14 protein-coding genes are annotated in these 17,702 nt (G+C 69.9%); 8 read left to right on the top strand and 6 right to left on the bottom strand.

Annotated features, from left to right (window positions below):
- Nucleotides 1–39: 39 nt before the first annotated feature.
- Together ABT130_RS25040 and ABT130_RS25035 are read right to left on the bottom strand one after the other, a co-directional pair.
- The gene (locus ABT130_RS25040) at nt 40–1,911 is read right to left on the bottom strand and encodes a ricin-type beta-trefoil lectin domain protein (RefSeq protein ID WP_350959085.1); all 1,872 of its coding nucleotides are present in this window, start codon (nt 1,909–1,911) and stop codon (nt 40–42) included.
- A gap of 239 nt (nt 1,912–2,150) precedes the next feature.
- Nucleotides 2,151–3,176 carry a LacI family DNA-binding transcriptional regulator gene (locus tag ABT130_RS25035; protein ID WP_350927805.1) on the bottom strand — a complete coding sequence of 342 codons (1,026 nt, stop codon included), beginning with the start codon at nt 3,174–3,176 and terminating at the stop codon, nt 2,151–2,153.
- 140 nt (nt 3,177–3,316) lie between these two features.
- On the opposite strand from ABT130_RS25035, the gene recD2 reads away from it, so the two are divergent.
- Both recD2 and ABT130_RS25025 read left to right on the top strand, forming a co-directional pair.
- A complete protein-coding gene (gene recD2 / locus ABT130_RS25030; RefSeq protein ID WP_350927807.1) occupies nt 3,317–5,482 on the top strand; it encodes an SF1B family DNA helicase RecD2 in 2,166 nt (721 codons plus the stop codon).
- A 188-nt stretch (nt 5,483–5,670) separates the two neighbouring features.
- Nucleotides 5,671–6,972, top strand: a complete 1,302-nt coding sequence (locus ABT130_RS25025) for a ThuA domain-containing protein (protein ID WP_350959082.1) — start codon at nt 5,671–5,673, stop codon at nt 6,970–6,972.
- A 123-nt stretch (nt 6,973–7,095) separates the two neighbouring features.
- On the opposite strand, the gene ABT130_RS25020 is transcribed toward ABT130_RS25025, so the two are convergent.
- Nucleotides 7,096–9,924: a galactose-binding domain-containing protein gene (locus ABT130_RS25020; RefSeq protein WP_350959080.1), complete on the bottom strand. Its 2,829-nt coding sequence runs from the start codon at nt 9,922–9,924 to the stop codon at nt 7,096–7,098.
- A gap of 356 nt (nt 9,925–10,280) precedes the next feature.
- Here ABT130_RS25020 and ABT130_RS25015 point away from each other — a divergent pair, with 356 nt between their 5' ends.
- The 4 genes from ABT130_RS25015 (at nt 10,281) to ABT130_RS25000 (ending at nt 13,531) form a co-directional block, all read left to right on the top strand.
- Nucleotides 10,281–10,688, top strand: a complete 408-nt coding sequence (locus ABT130_RS25015; protein WP_350959077.1) for a TOBE domain-containing protein — start codon at nt 10,281–10,283, stop codon at nt 10,686–10,688.
- A 124-nt stretch (nt 10,689–10,812) separates the two neighbouring features.
- Nucleotides 10,813–11,547 carry a molybdate ABC transporter permease subunit gene (modB, locus tag ABT130_RS25010; RefSeq protein ID WP_350959093.1) on the top strand — a complete coding sequence of 245 codons (735 nt, stop codon included), beginning with the start codon at nt 10,813–10,815 and terminating at the stop codon, nt 11,545–11,547.
- On the top strand, nt 11,544–12,575 hold the full coding sequence (locus ABT130_RS25005) for an ABC transporter ATP-binding protein (RefSeq protein ID WP_350959074.1): 1,032 nt from the start codon (nt 11,544–11,546) through the stop codon (nt 12,573–12,575). Before modB ends, ABT130_RS25005 begins: the two co-directional genes overlap by 4 nt.
- Nucleotides 12,576–12,664: 89 nt before the next feature.
- Complete coding sequence (locus tag ABT130_RS25000) at nt 12,665–13,531, top strand: NAD(P)-dependent oxidoreductase (protein WP_350959071.1); 867 nt, start codon at nt 12,665–12,667, stop codon at nt 13,529–13,531.
- Nucleotides 13,532–13,690: 159 nt separating this feature from the next.
- Here the strand turns inward: ABT130_RS25000 and ABT130_RS24995 are convergent, their stop codons facing one another.
- From ABT130_RS24995 to ABT130_RS24985, 3 genes are all read right to left on the bottom strand, one after another.
- On the bottom strand, nt 13,691–14,878 hold the full coding sequence (locus ABT130_RS24995) for a serine hydrolase domain-containing protein (protein ID WP_350959068.1): 1,188 nt from the start codon (nt 14,876–14,878) through the stop codon (nt 13,691–13,693).
- 126 nt (nt 14,879–15,004) lie between these two features.
- Nucleotides 15,005–15,520, bottom strand: coding sequence for an anthrone oxygenase family protein (locus ABT130_RS24990; RefSeq protein WP_350959065.1), 516 nt, complete (start codon nt 15,518–15,520; stop codon nt 15,005–15,007).
- A gap of 215 nt (nt 15,521–15,735) precedes the next feature.
- Entirely contained in the window at nt 15,736–16,044 is a 309-nt protein-coding gene (locus ABT130_RS24985; RefSeq protein ID WP_350959062.1) for a Rossmann-fold NAD(P)-binding domain-containing protein, read from the bottom strand.
- A 157-nt stretch (nt 16,045–16,201) separates the two neighbouring features.
- On the opposite strand from ABT130_RS24985, the gene ABT130_RS24980 reads away from it, so the two are divergent.
- Both ABT130_RS24980 and ABT130_RS24975 read left to right on the top strand, forming a co-directional pair.
- The gene (locus ABT130_RS24980; protein WP_350959059.1) at nt 16,202–17,137 is read left to right on the top strand and encodes an AraC family transcriptional regulator; all 936 of its coding nucleotides are present in this window, start codon (nt 16,202–16,204) and stop codon (nt 17,135–17,137) included.
- A gap of 94 nt (nt 17,138–17,231) precedes the next feature.
- Complete coding sequence (locus ABT130_RS24975; protein WP_350959057.1) at nt 17,232–17,606, top strand: DUF2267 domain-containing protein; 375 nt, start codon at nt 17,232–17,234, stop codon at nt 17,604–17,606.
- Nucleotides 17,607–17,702 lie beyond the last annotated feature (96 nt).

Below are 17,702 nucleotides of genomic sequence, written 5' to 3'. Positions count from 1 at the left end.
TGCCCCGTCAGCTGACGGGGCACATCCGCGACACTCAGGTCAGGAGAGCGTCCACTTCTGGTTCGCGCCGCCGCCGCAGTCCCACAGTTGGAGGCGGGTGCCGTCGGCGCTGGTGTTACCGGTGACGTCCACGCACCTGTTCGTCGCGGGGTTCACCAGGTCCCTGGTCGTCGGGTTGTAGGTCCACTGCTGGTTGGGACCGCCGAAACAGGTCCACAACTGGAGCCGGCTGCCGTTGGCCGTGCCGTTGTCGACGACGTCCAGGCACTTGCCGAGCGCGCGGAGCGTGCCGTCGCCGGGGCGGGTCCACTGCTGGGCGGCGGTGCCGTTGCAGGTGTAGAGCTGGACGGCGGCGCCGTCGGCGCTGCTGCCGCCCGCGACGTCCACGCATTTGCCGCCCAGGCCGGTGATGGTGCCGCCGGTGCCCGCCGAGGTACCGGCCCAGGTGAAGGTGGCGGTGGTGCGGGCGGGCAGGGAGTAGACGAAGGACTGGTTGCCCCAGTTGACCCGGACGGACTGGGCGGAGGTGCCGCCGTTGTGCGCGATCAGGGCCTTGGAACCGTCGGGGTTGCGCCAGGCGACGTTCTGGATCGTGCCGTTGGCGGTGGAGTCGATCCGGTAGGCCCCGGGCCTGACGAACTTGGTGAGGTGGCCGGTCGTGTAGTACTCGATGGTGTAGTCGACCTGGCCGGCGCGGGAGCCGCCCTCCTGGACGGTGATCAGGCCGGTGCAGGTGCCGCAGCCGCCGTTGTGCGGCCCCATGCTCTGGTTGAGCGCGAGGCTCCACTTGACCAGGCTGCCGCTCCAGTTGCGGGTGTAGCTGACGATGTCGGAGAGATCCTCGTTGTGCTGGTTGCCGATCCAGGTGCCGCCCGAGTGCTCGGTGCTGAACTGGCGTACCGCCGGGTACTGGTTGTGGACCTGCGTGCCGACCGCCGGGTCACCGAAGTAGCCGTGCCAGGCGATGCCGCCGAAGAGCGGGTCGTTCCGCACGCCCGCGTCGTTCAGCACGCCTGAACCGAAGTTGGCGTAGTCGCCGTAGTTCCAGTCGTGGACCAGAACCTTGGTGGTGATGCCGGCGGCGCGGAAGGCCGGGTAGACGTGGTTCTTGGTGAACTCGGCCAGCCCCGAGGGGTTCCAGCTCATGCCGGGGTAGTTCATCGCGGTCGGGTTGCCCGCCTGGCAGCAGTTGGGCTCGTTCTGCACCGAGATGTAGTTCACCGGGATTCCGGCGGCCTGGTAGCTCTGGATGTACTTGACCAGGTACTGGGCGTACATGGGGTAGTACTCCCACTTGAGCCAGCCCATCTGGTCCATCCGGCCGTTGTCCTTCATCCAGCCGGGGGCGCTCCACGGCACGCCCTTGACGCGCAGATCCGGGTTGAGCGACTTGGCCTGCCCGGTGAGCAGGCGCACGTTGGTGTCGTACCCGTTCGCGCCGAAGTCGCCCAGGTCGCAGCAGGTGTCGTCGAGGGAGACGTGGCCCGGCCGGGAGAGATCGGAGGCGCCGATCGGGTTGCGCACGAACGACAGGCCGATGCCGTCCGTGGGGTGGAAGAGCTTGCGCATCACGGTGTCGCGGGTGGTCGCGCTGATCGCTCCGCCGCGCAGCAGGTAGGCGGTGGTGTCGGTGATCGAGGCGCCGCCCCCTTCGAACTGCTGGTAGGTGGTGCCCTCGTTGACGGTGATGGTGTGGTTGGCGCTGCCGCCGGCGGGCCCGAAGGCGATGGGGGACTGCTGCTGGAGGCCCCGTGTGACGGTCCGGCCGCCCGAGTCGGAGGTGGTGGTGAGCCAGATGTTCACGGACTCACCCGCGGCGAGGGCGGGCGAGGCGATGCCGGGCCCTGCCATCCACAGGGCGGCGACGCAGGCGAGGGCCAGGGTGAGGGCCCGGCGGGGAGGTCGAAACACGGCAGGGGTCCTTTCGGGGGGTGCGACAGGGCCGCGGGTGGGGCCGCGACGCTCTGGGCTGCTCGAATCGGGTCGCATTCGGCACCCCGGGAGCCGTCACTGTAACAAATGTAACAAGTAAGAAACCTGTCTGTTACAGGAAAGAACAACACGGTCGGGAATTGGTTGTCAAGGCCAGAATTACAGCGCTTTGTGCGCGCTTTGCCGGGGGCGAGTCAGCGCTGAAACAAATGAAACAATCAGTAAGGGGCGGGTCCGGTGGAGCCGCGGACGACCAGGTCGGTCCCCAGGGAGACGTGCAGCGCCTCCAGCCTGTGCCGGCTGAGCAACCGCGTCAGCAGCGTGACCGCCATCCGGCCCATCTCCTGCAGGGGCTGGCGCACCGTGGTCAGCATCGGCAGGGTCGCCCTGCCGATGTCGATGTCGTCGAAACCCGCGACCGAGAGGTCGCCGGGGACGCTCAGGCCGCGCTCGGCCGCCGCCCACAGCGCGCCGACCGCCATCTTGTCGTTGAACGCGACCAGGGCCGTCGGCCGCTCGGGCAGGTCGAGCAGTTCACAGGCCGCGCGGTAGCCGTTCTCCGTGTTGGGCTCCGGCACGTTGCGCAGCAACTCGGCCGAGGGCAGAACACCGACGTCGGCCAGCGACGCGGTGTAGCCGGCCAGCCTGGCCTCGCTGGGCAGCCACTTCACCGGACCGCCGATGATGCCGACCCGGCGGTGACCGAGCTCGACCACGTGCGCCATCAGCCTGCGCGCGCCGGCGAAGTGCGCCGCCGACACCGCCACGATGTCCTTGGGAGGGGGTGTCCTGGGGTCGATCACCACGAAGGGGAAGCGCCGGTCACGGAGCCGTACGAGCTCGTCACCCGACTCCGGGGGAAGGATCAGGATCGCGCCCGCGATGTCGGGGCGGTCGGGCAGGCCGGAGAGCACCGGGGTGTGCTGGGCGGACTCTCCGGTGCTCAGGATCATCTGCCCGCCGTGCAGTTCGACGGTCTCCCCGACGGAGGAGACGATGAGCCCGAAATAGTCGGTCAGCAGGTAGGGGCAGCGCACGTAGATCGTGCCGCCGGCCATCGCCTCCTGCCTCGCGCGCGGCCGGGGGGCCTGCTCTCCGAGGCGGCCGACGGCCTGTAACACCAGCTCCCGGGTGTGCGGGGCGACATTGGTCTGCCCGTTCAGGACCCGCGAGACGGTGGCGATCGACAGACCCGTCTCCGCCGCGATGTCGCGCACGGTCGCCCGCATCCCGGGTCTGGCCATTCGCGCCCCCTGGTCGCCGCGTCCCTGCCGTCAGAATAACCACCGGCGACCGCGTGATGCCCGGGGCGTGACGCCTTGCGGGGATAGCGGGTCACCTAGTCTGATGCGCGAAGGGCGAAGAGGAGGGTTGGCTCTCTGTCGTGGAGGCGTCTGTCGAGCAGCTGGTGTACGTCCGGGAGGACGAGTACACGATCGCGCGGATGAGCGCCGAGGGCATGCCCGGCTTCGTCGCCTCCGGCCGGGCGCTGGGCGGGGTCCAGCCGGGGGAGACGCTCCGGCTCATCGGCGCGTGGGGCGAGCATCCGCGTCACGGCAGGCGTTTCGAGGTCACGGCGTGCGAGCGTCTGGTCCCGGCCACGGTCAGGGCCATCCGGATCTATCTGGGCTCCGGCCTGATCCGGGGTATCGGGCCGAGGCTCGCCCACGCCATCGTCAGCCACTTCGGTGACACGACGCTGACCGTCATCGACACCGAACCCGAACGGCTCACCGAGGTCGTCAACATCGGCCCCGCGCGGCAGGCCCAGATCGCCGACGCGTGGCAGGAGCAGAAGGCGATCGCCGAGCTGATGGTGACCCTGCAGGGGTTCGGGATCAGCCCGCTGCTCGCGGCCAAGATCTACCAGGTGTTCGGAGCCGAGTCGGGCGACATCCTCACCTCCGATCCGTACCGGCTCATCGGCAAGGTCAGGGGCATCGCGTTCACCACGGCCGACAGGATCGCCCTGCGCTCCGGGGTCTCCGAGAGCAGCCCGCAGCGGATCAAGGCGGCGATCCTGGACAGGCTGGAGACGGCGGCCAGCCGCGACGGGCACTGCTACGTACGGCTGATCGCCCTGGTCACCCGGTCCGCGGAACTGGTCGAGCAGGACCACGACCTCGTCCGCCGGATGCTCGACGCCCTCGTCGCCGACCGCAGGGTGGTCGTCGAGGTGTCGCCCGACGACCAAGGGCAGGCCGTGGTGTACCTGAAGGAGACCCACAGCCGCGAACTCACCCTGACCGCCCAGCTGACCAGGCTCATCCAGGCCACTTCGACGCTGCCGATGCGCGCCTTCCAGGAGGATCCCGGGCTGGACGAGGATCAGCGGGCGGCGGTGAACATGGCGCTGACCAGCACCGTGTCCATCATCACCGGCGGTCCGGGCTGTGGGAAGAGCCATACCGTCAGGACCATCGCGGCGACCGCGAAGGCGATGGGCGGCTCGGTGACCCTTACCGCGCCGACCGGCAAGGCGGCCAAGCGTCTGTCGGAGCTCACCGGCATGCCCGCGATGACCGTACACCGGATGCTGGCCCACCAACCGGACTCCGACAGCGGTGCGCTGTTCGAGCAGACACCCGCGCAGGCCGACCTGATCGTGGTCGACGAGGCCTCCATGCTGGACCTGCACCTGGCCACCCGGCTCACCGCGGCCATCCCGGTGGGCAGTCACCTGCTGATCGTGGGCGACAGTGACCAACTGCCCAGCATCGCCCCCGGCAGCGTGCTGGCCGATCTGCTGCGCGTCGAGGAGATCGCGCGGATCCGGCTGACCCGGGTCTTCCGCCAGGCCGAGGGGAGCGGGATCATCAGGGCCGCTCACCGGATCCGGACCGGAGAGGTGCCGCCGATCCCCGGTGGCGGGGGCTTCTGGTTCGAGGAGGTCGACGACCCCGGGCAGGTCGCCGAGCGGGTGATGCACCTGGCGACGGTGGCGATCCCGCGCAAGCAGGGGGTGGGTCCGGACCAGGTCCAGGTGCTGTGCCCGATGCGCAGGGGCCTGACCGGGACCGCCGAGATCGGCCGGATGATCCAGGAGCGGCTCAACCCGGCTCGCGAGGGAGTCGCGGAGCACTGGTCGGGCGCCTCGGTCTTCCGGGTCGGCGACCGGGTCATGCCGATCCGCAACAACTACGACAAGGGTGTCTTCAACGGAGACACCGGCACGGTCACCGCCATCACCCCCGAGGAGAGGCTCGTCGAGATCCGTACCGACGACGGGCAGATCGTGAAGTACGGCTTCGGCGAGCTCGACGAGCTGACCCACACGTACGCCATCAGCGTCCACCGCTCCCAGGGCAGTGAGTATCCCTTCGTGGTCGCGCCGCTGGTCACCGAGTCCGGGGGTGTCATGCTGCGCCGCAAGCTGCTCTACACCCTGCTCACCCGGGCGCGGTCCTGGGTGGTCGTCGTCGGCGAGCGCAAGGCTCTGGAGATGGCCGTCAACCGGATGGACCACCGCCGCAACACGGGACTCGCCCGCAGGCTCGCGCTGAGCCTCGGTGCGGACCCGTACCCCGAGCCCGCCCCCGCCGCCGGATGACGGTTACGGGGGTTTGTTCAGCCTCGCGATCTTCTTGACAATTTTTATTCACATAACTTGAATTAAGTCAGACAAAAACCGTCCTCGGCTTGCCGAAGTTGTTGGTAACGCCGGTCTCCGTTATGCCCGTGGGCGGGGCGGGCTTCGCCTTTGTCGTTCGTCAGCTCGTCGCGAGACAGAGGAAACACATGACCAGGGAGAACATGGTCGGCGCGACACGGACGTGGGTGAGGCTGCTCGCCTTGCTCGCCCTCGCGCTCGGCCTCACGACCCTTCCCGCCGCAGGGAACGCGCGGGCGGCGATCGCCCCGAGTTTCAAAGTACTCGCCTTCTACAACGGGACGTGGGACGCGGCCCACATCAACTTCGTCCAGGAGGCCAACCGCTGGTTTCCGCAGATCGCCGCGCAGAACAACTTCACCTACACCGCGACCAACAACTGGAGCCAGCTGAACGCGAGCAACCTCCAGCAGTACCAGGTGGTGATCTTCCTGGACGACCTGCCGCAGAACGCCGCCCAGCGGTCGGCGTTCGAGCAGTACATGCGTAACGGCGGGGCGTGGATGGGCTTCCACGTGAGCGCGTTCAACACCAACGCGCAGAGCTGGGCGTGGTACCACAACGAGCTCCTCGGCACCGGGGCATTCAGGTCCAACACCTGGGGTCCCACCTCGGTGGTCATGCGCACGGAGGGCGGGGCACACGCCTCCACGGCGCGGCTGCCCGCCACCTTCACCTCGTCGGTGAGTGAGTGGTACAGCTGGGCCAACGACCTGAGGAACAACCCGAACATCAGGATCCTCGGGTCCATCGACCCGTCGAGCTTCCCGGTCGGCACGGACCCCAACCAGACCTGGTACAGCGGCTACTACCCGCTGATGTGGACCAACCGGAACTACAAGATGCTGTACGCGAACTTCGGCCATAACGCCATGAACTACAGCAACAACACCCCGCTGTCGTCCACGTTCGCCAGCGAGGTGCAGAACCGGTTCGTCATCGACGGCCTGCTGTGGCTGGGCGGTGGGAGCACCCCGCCCCCGCCGGACACCATCTCGCCGACCGCGTGGTACAGCCTCGCCAACCGCGGCAACGGCAAGTGCGTGGACGCCCGCGCGGCGGCCTCGGCGAACGGCACTGTGATCCAGCAGTACACCTGCAACGGCACCCTCGCCCAGCAGTTCCAGGTCCAGCCGACCAGCGGCGGCTTCGCGCGGCTCAACAACCGCCTCAACAGCGCCCAAGTCGTCGACGTGACCAACGTCTCCACGGCCGACGGCGCCCCGCTCCAGCTGTGGACGTACTCGGGAGGCAACAACCAGCAGTGGCAGGCGGTGTCCGAGGGCGGCGGCTACTACCACTTCGTCAGCCGCCTCAGTGGCAAGTGCCTGAGCGTGCCGGGCTCCTCGACGGCCGACAGCGTCCAGCTGGCGCAGAACACCTGCAACGGCGGCGCCGCCCAGTCGTTCCGGATCTCCCAGCAGCCGTAGCCTCCCGGGAGTCGGCACGCCCGGTCTTTCCCGCCGACGGGGGAGAGCGGGCACATGACCGAGGCCCAGGCCGGTGATCCCGGCCTGGGCCTCTGTTGTCGTTCCGGATGTCGCGGGTCTCCGCTAGGAGGCGTAGACCTCGAACTCCGACAGCTGCGCGGCGGGCCAGCCGGTGTTGGCGGTGACGTTGACCCGCAGGTAGCGCTGGCTACTGGCGGGGAAGGTGATCGTCACGGTGTTGCCCGTGGCGGGGTCGAAGACGCGGGGAGCGGACGCGGCCAGCGTGGTGAAGGCGGAGCCGTTGACGCTGCCCTGGATGGAGAGGGTCTGGGTGCGGGTGGCCCAGGCCGCGGCGGGCGGCAGCTTGAGGGTGACCCTGCTGACGCTGGTGGCGGCGCCGAGGTCGACGGTGGCCCACTGGGGGAAGGCGTTGTTGACGCTCTCCCAGTAGGTGTCGGCGTTGCCGTCGACGATGTTGCCCGAGCCGTAGACGTCGGCGTGGCCGCTCTCGGTGGTGCTCTTACCCCGGGCCAGGTTGCCGGTCGGAGGTGTGACGGTCGGGGTCGGGGTCGGGGTGATGGTCGGTGTCGGGTTCGGCGTGCCGTAGACCTCGAAGGAGGACAGCTGCGCGGCGGGCCAGCCGGTGTTCGCGGTGATGTTCAGCCTGATGTAGCGGGCGTTGGCGGCGCCGAACGGGATGCTCACGGTGTTGCCGGTGGCGGGGTTGAAGGTGCGGGCCGCCGCGGCCGACAGGGTGGTGAAGTTGGTGCCGTCGGTGGAGCCCTGCACGGCGATGGTCTGGCTACGAGTGGCCCAGGCCGCCGACGGGGGCAGCCTCAGGTCGACGCGCTGGGCGGAGACGGCCGCGCAGAGGTCAACGGTGATCGTCTGCGGGAAGGCGTTGTTGACGCTCTCCCAGTAGGTGTCGGCGTTGCCGTCGACGGTGTTGGCGGCGGCGAAGCCCTGGTTCTGGGTGCTCGCGGTGACCGGCTTGCTCCGGGCCAGGTCACCGCTGCCGGGGGTGCATCCGGGCGGGGTGACGGTCGGGGTCGGGGTCGGGGTGATGGTGGGAGACGGCGTGGGGTTGCCGCCGCCGCCCGGGTAGATGTAGTTCGGCGCGGGCCAGGTACCGGTGCAGACCGAGTCGCCGGGGCTCCAGCCGCTGTTCCCGGCGCCCGTGTTGATCACGAAGGAGGTGCCGACGCAGTTGTGCACCGACTTGCCGGCGCCGATGTGGGCGGCCCTGACGTTGGTGAACGTGGTGTTCGCCGCCGCCTGCGCCTGGATCATGTAGGTGCCGGTGCCGTCGATGTTCACGTTGTTGAAGTTGACGGTGGCGGTGCTGCCCTCGATGAAGTGGATGGCGGCGTAGGAGCTGTCCAGGATGTCGGTGTCGGTGACGTTGATCGTGGCGTTGATCGGCTCGTTCAGTCCGCTGAACCAGATGGCGCCGACGCCGAAGTTCCAGTTGAAGTCGGAGTTGCCCGCTCGGATCAGGGTGTTACGGGCGATGGTGGTGGTGCCGGAGACCGCGGTGCCCTGGCCGGAGTTGACGCCCGGGTAGCGGTTGGCGACGTGGATGCCGCCGCCGTTGGAGACGGTGTCGGCCACCACGTTGTCGGTGATCTGGATGTTCCTGCCGCCGTACGTGACGATGTTGTTGGCCAGCAGCGTGACGCCGACGGTGTTGAAGGTGAACTTGTTGTTCACGTTCGCCACCCTCTCGGCCCACATGGCCAGGCCGTCGTCCCCGGTGTTGCGGACGAAGGTGTTCGTCACCGTCGAGTTGGTGACGCCGATGTGGAAATTCACACCGTCGGCGGTCTGGTCGAGAATGCGGCTGTTCTTGATGGTGAAGTTGTCCATCGGGCCGTCCATCCAGGCCCCGACCTTGGTGTGCTGCATCCAGATGTTGTCCACGACGGAGTTGCTCATCGCGCCGCCGATGGCGTTGACCTGGTCGTCGTCCACCCGCTCCGTGATCTCGCCGATGATGGCGAAGTCCTTGAGCGTGACGTTGACGCTCGGGCCGCCCTCGTTGACGTACTTGCCGTAGACGCCGACGGCCTTGTGGCGCTGCGTGGGGTGGCGTCCGCCCAGCACGCTGTACCAGGGGCCGGCCCCGCGCAGGGTCACGCCGTCCACGATCACGTGGTCGTAGAGGTTGTAGGTGCCCTCGGGGATCCAGACCGTCTTGTTCTGGGCCTTGCCGGCGTTGACCGCGGCCTGGAAGGCCGCCGTGTTGTCGACGTTCGTGTTGTTCTTGACCGCGCCGAAGTCGTCGACGGAGAGCGAGTCGGCGGGGCGGGTGATCGGTGCGCCGACGAGCTCGAAGTCGGCCAGGTCCACCGTGATGGAGTTGGTGACGGCGGTCGTGGAGACCTGGATGCGGACCTTGGTGCCGGCGGGGAGCGTGGAGCCGAACATGGTCCGGGTCTCGTCATAGAAATGGTGCGGGTTGCTGCCGCCGGGGGTGTTGTTGAAGGGGTACCCGCCGTAGTACCAGCCGTACTTCGAGGTGAAGGTCAGGTCCTTGAGGTGGGAGCCGTTGATCCGGAGGCTGACCGGGGTGCTGAGGCCCGTTCCCGCCGCGTTGTCCGGCACGCTGTAACGGACGGTGACGGCGTTCGCGGGCTTGGTCAGCGTGAACTCGACGTACTTGCCGACGGCGTCCAGGAGCACGGCCCTGCGGCCCGAGGCCTCGGAGGCGAGGCGGCCGTAGATGCGGTCCGGTCCGATGATCTGGCCGTTCGTGGTGGCGTGCGCCGGGTCCTCGGCCTCGAACTCGGTGAAGGGAACTGTCGCTCCACGTCCTGTGACGTCGAAAATCGAATCGACCGCCACCGCGGCCGAGGCTCCCGGCGACATGAGGGCGGGGACCGCCAGCACTCCCGCCGTCAGTGCCAGGGCCGTGGCTGTCGTCCAGCCGCGTAACCTGCCGGTTTTCCTCATCGGGTGACCCTTCTTGGGGGGGAGAAGAGCCGGACCTCGGCGCGGCCGGGAACGAGCCGACCGCCGCCTGCCCGGAGAACTGCCCACACCATAAGATGACGGACAGATCACCGCAATGTTTCGACGAAAACATGCAAGGTAACGACTGCATTACGACATTTTAAGAACAGCTGTCTCGGTGTCGCCGCTGTCGGCCGCTGGGAAGCGGTCCCCGCCGGTGCTTTCGCGGCCACGAGCCGGATGTGGAGACGGGCCGTTCGGCCTCTCAGGGGCGAAGATGAGGTGGCAGATCATGATGCGTCTGCCATGGGGTACGGGCGCAAAGGCCTGAATATGCAAAGGTAAGGTGATTGTTCGTGACCACGTTTCGGATCAGTGAGGCCGCCGCGCTGCTGGGGGTGAGCCCCGACACCGTCCGCCGCTGGGTGGACGCCGGGCGGCTCGCGGCCCGGCGGGACGAGCACGGTCATCGAATGGTGGCGGGTGCGGATCTGGCGGCGTTCGCGCGTGCCCAGATCGAGTCCGAGAACGGTCTGGGGCTCTCCTCGGCGCGGAACCGTTTCCGCGGGATCGTGACCGAGGTGATCAAGGATGCGGTGATGGCCCAGGTGGAGATCGCCGCGGGACCGTACCGGGTGGTGTCGCTGATGAGCCGCCAGGCCGCCGACGAGCTGGGCCTGGAGGTGGGGGTGATGGCGGTCGCCGTGATCAAGTCCACCAATGTCGTCGTGGAGATCCCCGACCACGCCCGTACGGCGGGCTGACAGCCAGATGAGCGGCGGGGCACGTGGCGTGGCGGGCGGTCCGCCCAGCGGTACGGCGGGTGCCTCCTCCGGTGGGGTGGCGGGTCGCCTGCCCTGGGTGCTGGTGCTGCCCGCGGTGGCCGGCATGATCTTCCTGACGCTGCCGCTGGCCGGGCTGCTGGTGCGCGCCCCCTGGTCCACGCTGGTCGAGAGGCTGGGCGAGCCCCATGTGCTGGAGGCGCTGCGCCTGTCGCTGGTGACCGCGACCCTGGCCACGCTGATATGCCTGCTCCTCGGCGTGCCGCTGGCCTGGCTGCTGGCCCGTGTCGACTTCCCCGGCCGCCGCCTGGTGCGGGCGCTGATCACGGTTCCCCTCGTGCTGCCCCCGGTGGTCGGCGGGGTCGCCCTGCTGCTCGTGCTGGGGCGGCGTGGCCTGATCGGCCAGTGGCTGGACGCCACCTTCGGCATCACCCTGCCGTTCACCACGGCGGGAGTCGTCGTCGCCGAGGCGTTCGTCGCCATGCCGTTCCTGGTCATCAGCGTCGAGGGCGCGCTGCGCGCGGCCGACCTGCGCTTCGAGGAGGCCGCCGCGACGCTGGGAGCGTCCCGCTGGATCATCTTCCGCCGTGTCACCCTGCCCCTGATCGCCCCCGGCATCGTCGCCGGAGCCGTGCTGTGCTGGGCCCGCGCGCTCGGTGAGTTCGGCGCCACCATCACCTTCGCCGGCAACTTCCCCGGCCGGACCCAGACCATGCCGCTGGCCGTCTATCTCGCCCTGGAGACCGAACCCGAGGCCGCGATCGTGCTCAGCCTCGTCCTGCTCGCCGTCTCGGTGATCATCCTGGCCGGCCTGCGCGAGCGGTGGGTGAGTGCCCCGTGACGCTGAACGCCCGTCTTGTCGTCACCAGGCCCCGCTTCCACCTGGACATCGAACTGGAGGTCGCCGCGGGACAGGTCGTCGCCCTGCTCGGCCCCAACGGCGCGGGCAAGACCACGGCGCTGCGCGCGCTGGCCGGGCTCACCGCCCTGTCCGGCGGGCGGATCAGCCTGGACGGCGAGGCGCTGCACACCCTGGCGGCCGAACGACGCCCGATCGGCGTGGTCTTCCAGGACTACCTGCTCTTCCCGCACCTGTCCGCGCTGGACAACGTCGCCTTCGGGCCCCGCTGCCGTGGCGCCTCCAGGGCGGAGGCGCGGCGCGGCGCCGCGGTCTGGCTGGAGCGCGTCGGCCTGGCCGGGCACGCCACGATGAAACCCCGGCAGCTCTCCGGCGGTCAGGCCCAGCGCGTCGCGCTGGCCCGCGCCCTCGCGGTGGAGCCTCGCCTGCTGCTGATGGACGAGCCGCTGGCGGCCCTGGACGCCCACACCCGCCTGGAGATCCGCTCCCAGCTCCGCCGTCACCTGGCCGACTTCGGCGGCGCGACGGTCCTGGTCACCCACGATCCGCTGGACGCCATGGTGCTCGCCGACCGACTGGTCGTCATCGAGAACGGCGCCGTCGTGCAGCAGGGCACTCCCGCAGAGGTCGCCCGGCGCCCGCGTACCGACTACGTCGCCCGCCTGGTCGGCCTCAACCTCTACCAGGGCACCGCCGCCGGACAGCAGGTCTCCGTCGGAGAGGTGCTCTTCAGCGTCGCCGAGCATCTGGAGGGCCCCGCGTTCGTCGCCTTCCCGCCCAGCGCGGTCGCGCTGTATCGGACCCGTCCCGACGGCAGCCCGCGCAACCTCTGGCAGGCCACGATCGAGGGCATCGAACGGCACGGCGACAGCGTCCGCATCCACCTGGCCGGGCCGATCGCCGCCGCGGCCGACGTCACCCCCGCCGCCGTCGCCGACCTCGACCTCACCCCCGGACAGCGGATCTGGGCGTCGGTCAAGGCCACCGAGACCCACGTCTACCCGTTCTGACGCCCTGGCCGGCGGGATGGGCGGGATCCGCGTGGCGGCACGGCCGCCGGAACCCCGGTGAGCATAATGACGTGGAGGGGGGATGACCTATGCGCGTTGCCGTGCTCGGGATGGGCATGATGGGGCGGGCGCTGGCCCGGCGGTTGCTGGGGCTCGGTTTCCAGGTCACGGTGTGGAACCGCACGCCGGGCCGGGCGGACGAGCCGGTCAGCCTCGGCGCCGTCGAGGCGGCCTCGCTTGGAGAGGCGGTGCGGGCGGCCGATGCGGTGCTGCTGTCGCTCGCCGACGGCCGGGCGGTCCGCGAGGTGATGGCCCAGCTCGTCCAGGCAGGCCCGATCGAGTCGACCAGGCCGGTCGTGGCCGACCTGAGCACCGTCGCCCCGGCCACGGCCCGCGAGATGCGGGACCTGGTGCCGGGAGGCCGATTCGTGGCGGCCCCCGTGCTCGGCGGTCCCTCGGCCGTCGCCGAGGGGAAGGCCACGGTCCTGGTGGGTGGCGAGCGCGACCTCGTCGACGAGCTGAAGCCGGTGTGGACGGAGGCCTTCGCCTCCTACTCCTACTGCGGCGCCGACCCCGGCGCCGCGCTCGCTTTCAAGCTGCTGAACAACTACCTGCTCATGTCCGGAATCGCGGCGCTCGCCGAGGTGACGGCCACGAGCCAGGCCGCCGGCCTCGACAACGTGCTGCTGCACGACTTCCTCTTCCAGTGGCCCACCGTCGCGCCCGCCCTGCACAACCGGATCGACGACGTCCTGGCCGGCGACCACCAGGGCTGGTTCACGACGAGGCTCGCCGCCAAGGACGTGCGGCTCGCCGCAGAGCTGGCCGAGTCGAGCGGTCTTGAGCTGCCCGTCGCCCGGCTGGTCGAGCGGCGTTACGAGGAGGCGGCCGAGCGCGGCTGGGGCGACGCCGACATCGGCGCGATCGTCGAGCTGCTGCGCGGCGGATCACGCTAGGTGTACTGCCCGGACGGACGCCCCGCGGCGTTGTCGTCGTCGCCCATGACTCCGTCATGAGCTCCTCCGCCGTGCGGGGCGTCCGTCCGGCCGGTCCGCAGCACAGGCGAAGATCCACAGAACACGCCCTGGGGGCGTCCTCCCGCGGGCGGTCCGGCGTCAGCGGGTTCTCGCCACCTCGGCGGCCACGGCGCGGAACGCGGCCAGCGTCTCGCCCTGGTTCTGGTCCAAGGCGGAGCGGGCCGACTTGACGACGACCACCCCGTGCCTGGGCGAGACGTAGATGTACTGCCCGCCGAGCCCGGCGGCCATGAAGTCGCCCCGGCCGTCGCCGCCGAGCCACCAGTGCAGCCCGTAGCCGGGGCTGAAGGAAGCGGAGGGTGTGGTCGACTTCCTGACCCAGGAGCGCGGCACCACCTGGCGCCCTCCTGCCCGCCCGTCGCGGAGGTAGAGCAGGCCGAACCGGGCGAAGTCGCGGTCGGTGGCGTGGTAGCAGCAGTAGCCGAGGCTGTCGCCGCCCGAGTCGCTGTCGACGCGTACCGTGGACGCCATGCCGGCGGGCTGCCAGATCTTCTTCTCCACGTACCGGTGGTACGGCGTGCCCGTGGCGCGGCTGACGATCTTGGCGAGCACGAAGGAGTTCATGCTTGTGTACTCGAACCTGCTGCCGGGTTTCCAGCCGCGTACCTGCCGCGCCGCCAGTTTCGTGACCGACTGGCCCCGGATGGCGCTCCTGTGCAGGTCAGGCACGTCGGAGCGCTCGTCCCAGTCGATTCCCGACGACATCCGGAGCAGGTCGCGGATGGACACTCCGTTGTAGCCCGAGCCGCGTAGTTCGGGCAGGTAGCCGGTCACCGGGTCGTCGATCGAGCGGATGTGCCCCTCGTGCAGGGCGATGCCGACCGCGGCCGACGTGAAGGACTTCGCCATTGACCAGGACTGGAACCGGGTGTCGGGATCGGCCTGGACGTAGCGCTCGTTCACGATCTTCTGGCCGTCCAGGACGACGAAGCCGTTGGTCTTCGTTCGTGCGAGAAAGCCGTCAAGGGTGTGCTCGCGTCCCTGGTAGGTGTAGGTCACGGAGAGCCGCCTGGGGGCGCTCCGCAGTTCGACCGGATGTGCCGACGGCCACATGAGGTCGAAGGAGTCCGCCCTGGTGGCGGCCGGGGTGAAGGAGACCGGCGCCGTCCGGGCCAGGGCGGGAGCCGCCCCGGCGGTCAGTGCGAGCGCAGTGATCGTCGCGACGACCGGTCCTCGCAGGCGGTGGCTGATGTCGATCCTTTCCATGTTCCCTCCGGTGAACTCGGCGGTGGGGGAGTCGCTCGCGTACGGCGGGAATCGTGGCACGCTTTTCTGGCAGTTCTCTGGCAGGGGCCGGCTGGTTCCCCATACGGTCACCGCCCGGAGTCCTCCGGGTGAGGTCTCCCCGGTGAGGGCTCCCGGTGGTGGGCGCGGGCGGGCAGCCCGCCCGGGTCACGAGCCGCCCGATGGCCCGATGCGCCCGTACAGCACGAGGGCCCAGGCAAGGCAGCCGAAGGCGGCGACGCACGCCACGGTGCGGGCGAGGTTCCAGCGAACCCACATCGCCTCGAACCGCTCGCGCACCGCCGCGAGGTCGGCGACGCCGTCGGGCTCCCCGGCCGCGTCGAGCGCGTTGTTGAGCGGCACGTTGACCCGCATGGTGATGACGAGCACCACCACGTACAGGACGAGCGCGGCCACGATCCAGGGCAGCACGGGGCGTCCCTCCCGGTGGAGGTGGAGCACCGCGGCCAGGACGGTCAGCACCAGCGCGCCGCCGAAGCAGACGGCGAACCAGCCGTTGAGGATCGCCACGTTGATCCGCCGCATCGCGCCGACGAAGGTCCGGTCGTCCGTCTGGCCCAGGCCGGGCATGACGGAGCAGGTGTAGGCGTAGAAGAGGCCCGCCATGAGCCCCACGGTGATCGTCGCCGCGACCAGCGCGACGCCTCGGAACAGCATCAACATCACATCCTCCTTGACTGTCGTCGAAACTCCGGCGGCGGGAGCGGACGCGCTCGCCGCCACCGGGGTCCCGGGCGGGCGGAACCGACGAGAGGCGGCACCCGTGCGCCCCGCTCGCCGTCACCGGGCCGTCGGTCCAGAGCGACCGCGACCGAGATCGCGACCGTGGCGGCACCCGGGCGGGGCGGCACCCGTGCGCCCCGCTCGCCGCCGTCCCGCTAGCCGCCCCAGACACCGGTGGCGGCGGCCTCTCGCGCGTAGTCGGTGAAATCCCTGGGCTCCCTGCCCAGGGCACGCCGGACGCCGTCCGTCAGGTGGGCGTTGCGGCCGTCCAGGACATCGGTGAAGAGCCCGGCCAACTGCGTCGCGTACCCGGCCGGTACGCCGTGCTCGACCAGCCCGGCCGCGTACTCCTCGGGGGAGACCGGCAGGTAGCCGATCTCGCGGCCGGTCGCCTTGGAGATCTCCGCGGCCGCGTCGGCGAAGGTCAGCAGCCGGGGGCCGGTCAGCTCGTAGAGCCGCTCCACTCCACCACCCGGCGGCCGGTCTTGCCGGTGCCTCCGAGGACCAGCGTCGTGCTCTTCTCGTGCGTGTTCTCCGTCATACCGCCAGTGAACCGGGAAATGGTGAGACGGTCCATGGTTGAGAAGCGCAATTCCATGTTCCAACGTCTAAAGTGAGTCCGTGGACGCACTCACCGACCTCCTGGACGGGCCGAGAGCCCGTGGAGCGTTCCTGCTCCGCTCGATCCTGAGCCCGCCCTGGTCCCTCCGCATCCAGGATCGGGCGCCGCTCGCCCTGGCGGCCATGGTGCGGGGCGAGGCGTGGGTGGTCCCCGACGGCGGTGACGCGGTGCGCCTGGGCCCCGGGGACGTCGCGATCATCCGCGGTCCCGATCCCTACACCGTCGCCGACGACCCGGCCACGCCTCCCCAGGTGGTGATCCACCCCGGGCAGCACTGCACCACCCTCGACGGGCGGGACCTGGCCCAGGCGATGGATCTGGGCATCCGCACCTGGGGCAACAGCCCGGACGGGTCGACGATGATCCTCACCGGCGCCTACCAGATGCGCGGGGAGATCAGCCGGCGTCTACTGGAGGCGCTGCCCACGCTGCTGGTCCTGCCGGAAGGCGCCTGGAACTGCCCCATCATCCCGTTGCTCGCCGACGAGATCGTCAAGGACGAGCCGGGGCAGGAGGCCGTTCTCGACCGGCTGCTCGACCTGCTGCTCATCGCCGTCCTGCGGGCCTGGTTCTCCCGTCCCGAGGCCGGGGCCCCCGCCTGGTACCGGGCGCACAGCGATCCCGTGGTGGGCAAGGCCCTGCGCATGCTGCACAACAACCCCGCCCACCCCTGGACCGTGGCCGCCCTGGCCGCCGGGGCCGGCGTCTCCCGCGCGGCCCTGGCCCGCCGTTTCACCGAGCTGGTCGGTGAGTCCCCGATGGCCTTCCTCACCGGCTGGCGGCTGGCCATGGCCGCCGACCTGCTGCGCGAGACCGACGCCACGGTCGGCGCGGTGGCCGCTCAGGTCGGGTACGGCAGCTCGTTCGCGCTCAGCACGGCCTTCAAGCGGGTACGCGGGGTCAGCCCGCAGGAGCACCGTGCCGGGGCGAGGTAGCCGGCTCCCCGGGCAGGAAGTCCTCGACACAGGTCGTGACCTGGGCGTTCATTCTCGTACCGACCGGGAAGGCTAGCCGGTCGAGGGGGACGACATGGAATACAAGGACTTCATTCGCGCCGTGGCGGAGCGCGCGGCCCTGTCGCGCCAGGAGGCGGAAGACCTCGCTCGCGCGACTGTGGAGATGCTGGGAGATCGGCTGAGCGCGGGGGAGGCCAGGCGTCTCGCGATATCACTGCCGGAACCCCTGCGGGGTTCGCTTCACGTACAGGACAGGGTCGAGGACTTCGGGCTGCATGACTTCGTCACCCGGGTCAGCGAGCGCACCGGCCTGACCATGAAGGAGGCCACCGCCGGAGTGCGGGCCGTTCTGGTCACGGTGCGCGAGATGGTCGACGACGAAGTTTTCGATCATGTTCTGGCACAGCTTCCCGGGGAATTCCAGGAGATGGTGGAGACCACCACCTGACCCGGGGGGCCGGCGGGCGGGGGGCCTGGCGAAGCGGACAGCCTGGTTCCCCGCCGCGGACCGGAGATCCCGGAACCGGTGGGCGTGACGGCAGGT

The sequence above is a fragment of the Streptosporangium sp. NPDC001681 genome (genome assembly GCF_040298085.1).
Classification (GTDB): domain Bacteria; phylum Actinomycetota; class Actinomycetes; order Streptosporangiales; family Streptosporangiaceae; genus Streptosporangium.
Note: the sequence above shows the minus strand (reverse complement) of the source record. Positions and strands in the feature narration are given on the sequence as shown.